The sequence below is a fragment of the Sphingomonas fucosidasi genome (genome assembly GCF_036663855.1).
Lineage (GTDB): Bacteria > Pseudomonadota > Alphaproteobacteria > Sphingomonadales > Sphingomonadaceae > Sphingomonas > Sphingomonas faeni_B.
In genome coordinates this window covers 1-1012 of sequence record NZ_JAXOJR010000031.1, presented here as the reverse complement: position 1 = coordinate 1012, position 1012 = coordinate 1, and the positions used below count along the sequence as shown (strand labels likewise).

Here is a 1012-nt window from a genome sequence, read left to right as displayed (position 1 = left end):
CGCACGACGACCGCGAACTTGCGATCGCCCTCAAGCACATGGCCTGCGTCGCGCCCGCCAAGGCCGATGGCGAGCGCGTCGGCCGCGTCGCTGGCATGGATGCCAAGCGAGGCGGCGGCGGTGCGATCGACCGAGGCGGTGATCGTCGGCTGGCCCGAAATCTCCTCGACCCGCACGTCGGCCGCGCCGTCGATCCCGCGCAGCGTGGCGGCGATCCGGTTGGCTGCACGGCCGAGCACGGCGAAATCGTCGCCATAGATCTTGACCGCGACGTCCGACCGGACGCCGGCGATCAGCTCGTTGAAACGCATCTCGATCGGTTGCGTGAATTCATAGCCGTTGCCGAGCAGCTTGCCGAGCTGGCCTTCCATGCGGGCGACCAACTTCGCCTTGTCGAGCCTGGGATCGGGCCATTCGGCGCGTGGCTTCAGCATGACGAAAGTGTCCGAGATGCTGGGCGGCATCGGATCGGACGCGACCTCGGCCGTGCCGGTACGGGCGAAGACCAGCGCCACCTCGGGATTGCGCTTGATCGCGCGTTCCACCTGGAACTGCATCGCCTGGCTTTGCTCGAGCGAGGTGGAAGGCACGCGATATGCCTGGATCAGCAGGTCGCCTTCATCGAGCGTCGGTACGAACTCGCGGCCGAGGCTGAGGAACGCGACCAGCCCGATCAGCAGCGCCGCCACGCCGCCGAGCGCGACGGCGCCCGGATGCGCGACTGCCTTGCGCAGCAACGGCGTATAGCGCGCCTGGAGTGCGGCGACGGCCCTGGTCTCGCGGTGGACCGCCGGCTCGCGGACGAACAGCGCGACCATCGCCGGCACGAAGGTGAGCGAGAGGATGAACGCGCCGGCAAGCGCCAGCATGACGGTGGCCGCCATCGGGCCGAACATCTTGCCCTCGACGCCCTCGAACGCCAGCAGCGGTGCATAGACGAGCAGGATGATCGCTTGGCCGAACGCGGCCGGACGCGCCATTTCCCTGGCGGCCTCGGCGGCGAGCGACAGGC

1 protein-coding gene is annotated in these 1012 nt (G+C 69.0%); it reads right to left on the bottom strand.

Annotated elements, in window-relative coordinates; all coding sequences use genetic code 11:
- Positions 1-1012 (bottom strand): efflux RND transporter permease subunit (locus U1737_RS20635; protein WP_332798094.1); only part of this gene is annotated, 1012 nt, incomplete at both ends.